Annotated in this window: 9 protein-coding genes; 5 read left to right on the top strand and 4 right to left on the bottom strand. The window is 43.4% G+C overall.

Annotated features, from left to right (window positions below; genetic code table 11):
• Positions 1 to 6 precede the first annotated feature (6 nt).
• Positions 7 to 543 carry a hypothetical protein gene (locus tag WBG78_RS24900; protein WP_337329226.1) on the bottom strand — a complete coding sequence of 179 codons (537 nt, stop codon included), beginning with the start codon at positions 541 to 543 and terminating at the stop codon, positions 7 to 9.
• 178 nt (positions 544 to 721) lie between these two features.
• On the opposite strand from WBG78_RS24900, the gene WBG78_RS24895 reads away from it, so the two are divergent.
• Genes WBG78_RS24895 through WBG78_RS24885 form a run of 3 tightly spaced genes read left to right on the top strand, consistent with a single transcriptional unit; the run spans position 722 to position 2,974 of the window.
• Positions 722 to 1,525, top strand: coding sequence for an SDR family NAD(P)-dependent oxidoreductase (locus WBG78_RS24895; RefSeq protein ID WP_337329225.1), 804 nt, complete (start codon positions 722 to 724; stop codon positions 1,523 to 1,525).
• Between the two features lie 41 nt (positions 1,526 to 1,566).
• A complete protein-coding gene (locus tag WBG78_RS24890) occupies positions 1,567 to 2,424 on the top strand; it encodes an RNA polymerase sigma factor (protein WP_337329224.1) in 858 nt (285 codons plus the stop codon).
• 25 nt (positions 2,425 to 2,449) lie between these two features.
• Positions 2,450 to 2,974, top strand: coding sequence for a DUF3237 domain-containing protein (locus WBG78_RS24885; protein WP_337329223.1), 525 nt, complete (start codon positions 2,450 to 2,452; stop codon positions 2,972 to 2,974).
• Positions 2,975 to 3,340: 366 nt separating this feature from the next.
• Here the strand turns inward: WBG78_RS24885 and WBG78_RS24880 are convergent, their stop codons facing one another.
• On the bottom strand, positions 3,341 to 3,733 hold the full coding sequence (locus WBG78_RS24880; protein ID WP_337329222.1) for a hypothetical protein: 393 nt from the start codon (positions 3,731 to 3,733) through the stop codon (positions 3,341 to 3,343).
• A 1,141-nt stretch (positions 3,734 to 4,874) separates the two neighbouring features.
• Here WBG78_RS24880 and WBG78_RS24875 point away from each other — a divergent pair.
• Complete coding sequence (locus tag WBG78_RS24875; RefSeq protein ID WP_337329221.1) at positions 4,875 to 6,122, top strand: tyrosine-type recombinase/integrase; 1,248 nt, start codon at positions 4,875 to 4,877, stop codon at positions 6,120 to 6,122.
• Positions 6,123 to 6,135: 13 nt separating this feature from the next.
• On the opposite strand, the gene WBG78_RS24870 is transcribed toward WBG78_RS24875, so the two are convergent.
• Together WBG78_RS24870 and WBG78_RS24865 are read right to left on the bottom strand one after the other, a co-directional pair.
• On the bottom strand, positions 6,136 to 6,552 hold the full coding sequence (locus WBG78_RS24870; protein WP_337329220.1) for a hypothetical protein: 417 nt from the start codon (positions 6,550 to 6,552) through the stop codon (positions 6,136 to 6,138).
• A 111-nt stretch (positions 6,553 to 6,663) separates the two neighbouring features.
• Positions 6,664 to 6,936 (bottom strand): helix-turn-helix domain-containing protein, encoded by a 273-nt coding sequence (locus WBG78_RS24865; RefSeq protein WP_337329219.1) that lies wholly within the window; start codon positions 6,934 to 6,936, stop codon positions 6,664 to 6,666.
• A gap of 177 nt (positions 6,937 to 7,113) precedes the next feature.
• On the opposite strand from WBG78_RS24865, the gene WBG78_RS30795 reads away from it, so the two are divergent.
• Positions 7,114 to 7,386 (top strand): helix-turn-helix domain-containing protein, encoded by a 273-nt coding sequence (locus WBG78_RS30795; protein ID WP_443092801.1) that lies wholly within the window; start codon positions 7,114 to 7,116, stop codon positions 7,384 to 7,386.
• Positions 7,387 to 7,410 lie beyond the last annotated feature (24 nt).

Below are 7,410 nucleotides of genomic sequence, written 5' to 3'. Positions count from 1 at the left end.
TCTTCTTCATACGGATTTCAGTTGGTTAAATTTAAAAACTCTAATTTTAACCTGTACTAAAATCCCGGCCAGGTACCCTCCTAATTCAGGTCTTTTGACAAACTGGACTTTTATAGTATCGCCGATCAGTTTATAATAACCCCACTCTTGCTGTTCATTGAAGTACACATACAGTTGATCCATTCGACGCAAGCTATCCATCACCCTGAGGTTATCTTCCATACTGCTTTCCGGTGGCCCAAGTGGAGAAACACATCTCACCACCATTCCATCATCAAAGAAATAGACGACCCCATAGCCGCCGTCTGAATTCGTCGCGCGGCGGCTTTTGGTGTCGAAGTAATATCCATTGAGGTTTAATTTTTTAGACAGGTTTGTGGACTGATCTGCGTAACGAAATGTATAACCTTTGGTCTTTAGGTAATGTGGCGCACGGTGATAGACGAACCTGCAGGACGACAGGAGAAGAACAAGAACAGGGTAAAGGAATTTGTTCATTTTTACAACTTCGATTGCCAAAGTTGTTTTTATAACCTCTTTCATGAACTAAACGAATTCTTTCGGCAAAGATTGTGGTAGTAGCTTCTCAGAAAAAATTGGAAACAACTCGACTCACCGATCCTGGTTGAGATCAATTCTGGTGTTAAAGGCGTGCTAAAATTATCGGGTAAACCCCGATCATTTTGAATCTCTGGTACGTCCAAATCGAAAACAGCAACATATGGAGATGTTAAAAAACAAAGTAGCAGTCGTATTTGCAGCGTCTGGGCAAATTGCCGGGGCAGTTGCCAGATCATTCGCACAACATGGTGCAAAGGTATACGTCACCGGGCGTAATCTAAAGGCAGTAACAAACCTGGCTGATGACATCAAAGCTTCAGGTGGCCAGGCTGAAGCAGGCAAGGTGGATGCATTAGATGAAAAGGATATTGAGTTGCATTTGCAAAAAGTTATTGCGGACAATAAAAGATTGGACATTGTATTCAATGGGATCGGAAGTTATTACAGAGACGCGGGTAGTGGCACACCATCAACAGTGGTTACCTTCGATCAATTTCTAAATCCTTTGCAGCGCATCTGTGGGTCGCAATTCCTCACTTCAAGGGTAGCCGCAAGGCACATGATCCAATCAGGATCTGAAGGCAGTATCTTGCTATTCAACGCCTCAATGGCGAAGACCAAGACACCTAATATGGCCGGTTTTGCTTCAGCATGTGCAGCAATTGAAGGATTAACGAGGGTTATGGCAGCGGAATTTGGTAAGCACGGAATTAAAGTAATGTGTATTTGCTCAGGTGCCATTTATGAATCGCATAAAATTTCCGAAATGATCGCTGACTTTTCACAGCAATTAGGAATTGTAAGGGATGACATGGTTTCACAATACAAAAAATTCGATATCCTGAATGCCGGGCCAACTCTGAAAAATGTGGCAGAGACAGCTGCCTTTTTGGCTTCAGAGAATGGAATAATATTCAACAGTCATATTATTGATGTGGATTGTGGAAAACTTAATGTGCTGTAATATCACTTAGCCAACTTGCGATATAAGATTAACTATGAATTATGGAAAGAGAAGAAATTTTAAAGAAAGCCGTCGCTGGTGATATCAATTCGTTTCAAACATTGTTCGCAGAGTTTCAGCCTCAATTGAGATCGTATCTTTACCGTCTGCTTACAGATCGTAACGATGTCCACGACTTGGCACATGATACATTTATCAGGGCGTTTGATAAGATTGCTACTTTCAAACAGCAATCTTCACTTAAAACGTGGGTATTCAGAATTGCAACCAACCTGGCTTACGATCATCTAAGAAAATTAAAGCGATGGCCTGATGACGCACAGGATCAGGGAGCACATTTGGCAATTAATACTCCAGAGATCGGTCAGGCTTTTTTTGCAGTTCACCAGACCTCTAAGACGGGAACATATGAGATGAAAGAGCACATCGATTTCTGTTTCACTTGCATTTCGAAAAGTTTGCCAATTGAAAATCAAATCGTATTGATCTTAAAAGATGTTTATGATTTTTCTGTCAAAGAGATTGCAGATATCCTTGATAAATCTGAGGCCATAGTCAAACACCTTTTGGTGAATGCGAGGGAAACAATGACAAAGACTTTTGATAGCAGGTGCGCCCTCGTAAATAAAAATGGTCCGTGTGATCAATGCAGTCAGTTGAATGGAATATTCAACCCTAAGCAAGAACAGCAAGAGCAACGAATGAAACTTGACCTTGTAAAGGGATCAACAAAGTTTGATAGGGAAGAACTTTTTAAAATGAGGACAAAGCTGATAAAAGCGATTGACCCATTGCATAGTTCCGGAACCGATTTGCATGATATCATTTTCAGATGCACCAAGACTGCTATAGGTGAAGTGGACAACTTCTTTGATTTATCCCGACCCAAAGCAGATTAACAGACTCAATTTTAAATCGACAAACATGAACAAAATAACTTTCATAATATCCATTTGCTCTTTGTTGAACTGTCAACAAACTATTGCACAAGAATTGAAATCCGAATTTTTATTCGATCTGGAAATAAACCTTGATACGCCACAGATAGTCGGGCCAGTCCTAAAAGGAATGAGAGTAATTTCTCCATTTAAAGACGGACTTGTAAAGGGTAACAAAATCAATGGCAAAATACTTGATGGCGGAGATTGGGGACTTGTAGTTGACTCCACAACCTTTAAAGTAGACAGTCGCGCCACTTTACAGATGGACGATGGCGCCCTAATCTACATTACTTACTCCGGGTACAGTCATGCGGGCGCAAAGGTTGCTGCGATGATCGGCGCCGGCAAGGGAGGAGAGCTTTCCCCCTCCGATTATTACTTTAGAACAAACGTTTCTTTCGAAACCAGTGATCCAAAATATTCCAGGCTAAATCACACAGCTGCAATAGGTGTAGGTCGTTTCCCTGCAGCGGGAAAGGTTGCTGTCCGAATCTGTACAATTAAATAGTAAAGCTTGAAACACTTGCGCGAGTATCAAACGAGACCTGGTGATGCCATTCCTTGATCTGTTCAACATACATTAGACCAAAAAAAGCCTCCTACAGAGGCTTTTTTTTTCAGGTGCGTGATCCCGCTGGAACAAGGACACAAGTGTCGATCACTGCTAAGTGATGCCAATTCTAAATCAGAAAAGCCTTTTAGTATTAATGTGTATCATGCAGTTCGCATTGACTCTCATACCGGTGTTAAAGCAGTGCTAAAAATCCCTGACCCCGACCGAAAACTTTGCAGTTTGTTAGTCTGCGCTCACTTCATCGGACTCCTATTACGTTTCCTGCTGCACCGCGTCGCAGATTAGAATATTCATACAATTTCATCTGCCGTAATTGTAATTATAGAACCAGATAAAAACTTCCATAATCACAACGGAAGGAACAGCGCCTAACAGAAAAACCACAATAATCATCCCTACTGAGTTACCATTGTTATCGCCATGATAATGCAGCCACAAATTGATGGGAATGCAAAGCAATAAAAACACCAGTCGCAAAACACCAGTCCATGCGTTCGGGATGGGTTGAAAATACATGGATAGCCCCAACAAAAAGAATGGTAGATTATAAAGGACGAAGGTTACTGCCAGCGGTAGAGCTTCTTTGAGCTTCTTGCTCTCCTCCACAAACCAGAAAATCTCTATTCCCAGAAAAATAATAAGTGCTATGCCGTTTGACCAACAGGCAATTTTATAAATCAGCGAAGCGTTCATTGAACGAAAGATAGCGTTCGGCTTCAAATAAAACGGATACTGAATGGTAAAACGCTTAGAGTTTCCTTAATCTGCCGAAAGCTGCGTTGAGGTGATACAGGCTGCCGAAAACTCGTCGAATCCGTGATTGGCAGGTAAGAACTTGTCCTTATCGCCCAAGTGGTTTTTTCCAAATTGACCTGTTGCATACCCTTGCGCCTTCGGCAATTCTGCAATAGTAACATCCTCCCTTTTGCAGGCCAACGTATGCGCCGGATAGCCCTACCTTTGTAAGCCTCGTACGTATTCCACTTTGACCCGTGATAAACGAAACGCGACCGGCAGTGCGACTTTGTTCTGCATAGTAATCAGCGAAGAGAAGTTAAACGACGTGAAGTATAGTAAATATAACGTTTATCGTGCCACCTCTCTTAGTTCAAAATTGTCAGGCAGTCAAGAACGGGCTACGGCAAATAAACGAAACGTTGATTAACGTGGGTTAGAGGTTTCGAAACTAGCTATTCATAAACGTAATGCCGCGTATAGCTTTTACGTTAGATCCACCACCTGACTCACGATTTGTTTATCGGCTGCCTTGCAATGGGTGGCCGTATTTTTTTGAACGGGCGTCTTGCAATCGTTCTTTGTTTCCTGGGCACGTTATCTGTAAAAGGTGGCGGTCTTTTTGTGCCTCAGCAAATGAAGTTAGGCCCGGCTAATTCGGGCTTTTCTTATTTATAGGTCTTTCAATTTTGACCATTTGGATTTAAAGGATTTACCACAACGTGTCGGTAATAACAACGCGCACCCTTGTGCCCTTTGCCTCGCGGAATTTGATCCAAGCTTGGAGGTGAAGTTTCTGTAATACTCATTGATACCCAATTGCGAATTGTTGGCAATCGTGTTAAAACAGAAATAAAAAAGCCTCAGATTTTTACGTCTGAGGCTTTGTTGTGATCCCGCTGGGATTATAACCCTTTAATTTGAACAGATTTCGCTTTTCCGTATTTTTACAGTCGAAAGGCCAAAAGAGGCTATTTTGATTAAATGGAGGCTGTTTTCGGCAGGTTTAGATAAAATAGCGCTGTCCGCTTATTTGTCCGTAAATCTGTCCGCAGCACTGTCCGCAACGTAAATCTGTCCGCTAATCTGTCCGCAAATTATGGTTAAGTTTTATCTCGATAAAAAGGAGGGCCAAGAGAGCCCAATACTTCTAAGCCTACTACATCACGGGAAACGAATCAAGGTATTCACCGGCAGGAAAATTGACGCCGGAAAATGGGATGTAAAGGCGTGTAGGGCGAACCCTCGTAAATACAAAAACAACTGTATCGGCTTTAATCAGTACTTACAAACGATCAGCGACGAGGTTGTAAAGCTCGTCAACGATAATAAGCCGATCTCAAAAGGGGATATTCAAAACATCATCGACAAAGCGAGCGGAGCAGAAACGACCGACACTTTCTTCGGTTTCGCTAAGGCTTACCTTGCGCAGCAGATAGCTAAAGGAGAAATGAAGCCGTTGTCAGCGAAGGCGTATCAGGGAACGCTTAACCACCTGGAGAAATTTAACCGGAATCTCGACTTTAACGACATCGACTTGAATTTCTACGACAAGTTCGTCACGCGACTGCGCAGCGAGGGCAAGGCGACCAACTCCATAGGCGGCCACATTAAGCGCTTAAAGTGGTTCATGTCTGCGGCCCTGGACCGCGATTTAACGAGTAACGTGGCTTTTAGAAAGAAGTCCTTCGAGGCGACACGCGAGGAAACGGATCAAATCTACCTCACGCGAAAAGAGATTAAACAGCTATCGAAAAAAACTCTCGGCCCGAAGTTGAAAAAAGTCGCGGACGCATTTGTTATTAACTGCTATCTCGGACAGCGCTTCGCAGATTGGGCGCAAATGACAAAGGAGAACTTTAAAAAAGAGGCGGACGGGCTTTATCATTGGCGATTAGTCCAGGGTAAAACCAAGGAGCGCATCAGCGTACCAGTGCCGCCTGAGGCACTTTCGCTTTTGAAGAAATATAATTTTACGTGCCCGGTGATTAAAGCCAACGGGAAGCTCATGAGCGTTCAGAAATTCAATGACTACATGAAGGAGGCCGCGGAAGCCGCAGAGCTTAATGCAGTGGAGGACATTCGATCAAACGGAGATGTAAAGAAGCTACCGAAACACGAACTTATCAAGAGCCATACGGCGCGACGAACGTTCGCGACAAACTTATACCTCGACGGCGTGCCAGTGCAAAACATCATGGCAATAACGGGCCACCGGAAAGAGGAAACGTTTTTACTATACGTTCGGGCGGACCAGTTGACAAAGGCAAGGGGCCTTGCGCAGCATTACCAAAACGTGTCAAAGCCTGTAATGAAAGTTACGAAAGGGGGCGATAAAGCAGCTTAGGGCCGATTTGCTATTAGTGTAATGTCGCGTCCATCAAATAACTTGACAAAGTCCTGGAATAGGCTTTTAAAATCGAAGCGTCCCAGTTAACAAAACTGTCGTTGTACCTCTTTGTCAATTCAGGACTTCCGTGAGGAATACACAAATAGTAACTATTGCCGGACACTGACGACTTGGCAACAACTAAGATGGCGGCGAGTTCATTTTTAGAATCCCGCTTTAGGTATTTAAAGGAGAACTTGTAGTCCCCTGCTATTACGTCCCCACGGTCCTCAAATGAATATCCCTTTTTCATGTCCAAGCCCTGGCTTATCTGAGTTTGATACCCTTTGGTGACATAATTGTACTCCTCCTCGGTGGTCGGGGATGGTTGGCCGTAACAAACAACGGCGGCTAAGGCAAAAGCAATAGAAAGTAACGAGTTTTTCATATTAAGATAGTCGGTATGTATCGAGGGTGGGGTATAACGAAACATAATTTGGAGCTATGAAAATAGCAAAAACAAGCTTCAGCGCAAAGCATGACAAAGTGCGAAAGTGTGCTACGCCGCGTTCAAAAGATCACTTTTTCTAAAGTAAACGCGACTGCCATACCGAATTCCCTTAATACGACCGGCCTTCTCCCATGCGTTTATGGTCGGAAGCGTTACGCCAAAGTACTCGGCCGTCTCAGCCCGATTCAATAGCGTGTCGTCGATCTTTCTCACGGCGTTGGCAGCAATGGCCTCCTCTACCGCTTGTTTAATTGTCTGCGCGAGCTCTTCGCGCGTAATTTGAACGATTGTCATTTGTGCGTTTGTAATATTGCTTTTCATTAGTTTTATTCAAGTTAAATGAACCTTATAAACTCCATCCGTGGAAGTAGGTTCGGTTACAATTATCTCATTCACTGTGTGCTCTTGCTTCGCCCCCTGGAGATTCTCCGCTCGACTCATAACGCATTGCGAACGCGTTGCGGGAATTGCAATTTGTCGTCATCAATTTTATAGAAGATGAACGAAAGGAACGAACAAGAAATTTTAACATTTACCCTCGATAAACTGAAGCGAGCATTTCGTGAGGTACTCGCAGAGGCCGCCCTTGAAACGAATCCCCGGTCTTTTCTTTCCCCAGACCAAGTAGCCGAAGAGCTGCAATTAGAGCCGAGATTAATTCGCGAAATATGTACGCGCGGCGAATTGAAATCTTACAAGGTCGGCAAGTTCATTAGGATCGAACGAAAGGACCTTAATGACTTTCTCAGCTCGTGTGATCGCACAAGTTAATTTCTAACTCTGCAACTACCTTCA

The organism is Chryseolinea sp. T2, from assembly GCF_037203685.1.
Lineage (GTDB): Bacteria > Bacteroidota > Bacteroidia > Cytophagales > Cyclobacteriaceae > Chryseolinea.
This window is presented reverse-complemented; position numbering and strand designations above follow the sequence as displayed.

Coding starts and splice junctions, on each gene's coding strand:
- WBG78_RS24900 (WP_337329226.1), bottom strand. CDS start 543: ATGAAAGAGGTTATAAAAACAACTTTGGCAATCGAAGTTGTAAAAATG.
- WBG78_RS24895 (WP_337329225.1), top strand. CDS start 722: ATGGAGATGTTAAAAAACAAAGTAGCAGTCGTATTTGCAGCGTCTGGG.
- WBG78_RS24890 (WP_337329224.1), top strand. CDS start 1,567: ATGGAAAGAGAAGAAATTTTAAAGAAAGCCGTCGCTGGTGATATCAAT.
- WBG78_RS24885 (WP_337329223.1), top strand. CDS start 2,450: ATGAACAAAATAACTTTCATAATATCCATTTGCTCTTTGTTGAACTGT.
- WBG78_RS24880 (WP_337329222.1), bottom strand. CDS start 3,733: ATGAACGCTTCGCTGATTTATAAAATTGCCTGTTGGTCAAACGGCATA.
- WBG78_RS24875 (WP_337329221.1), top strand. CDS start 4,875: ATGGTTAAGTTTTATCTCGATAAAAAGGAGGGCCAAGAGAGCCCAATA.
- WBG78_RS24870 (WP_337329220.1), bottom strand. CDS start 6,552: ATGAAAAACTCGTTACTTTCTATTGCTTTTGCCTTAGCCGCCGTTGTT.
- WBG78_RS24865 (WP_337329219.1), bottom strand. CDS start 6,936: ATGAAAAGCAATATTACAAACGCACAAATGACAATCGTTCAAATTACG.
- WBG78_RS30795 (WP_443092801.1), top strand. CDS start 7,114: ATGAACGAAAGGAACGAACAAGAAATTTTAACATTTACCCTCGATAAA.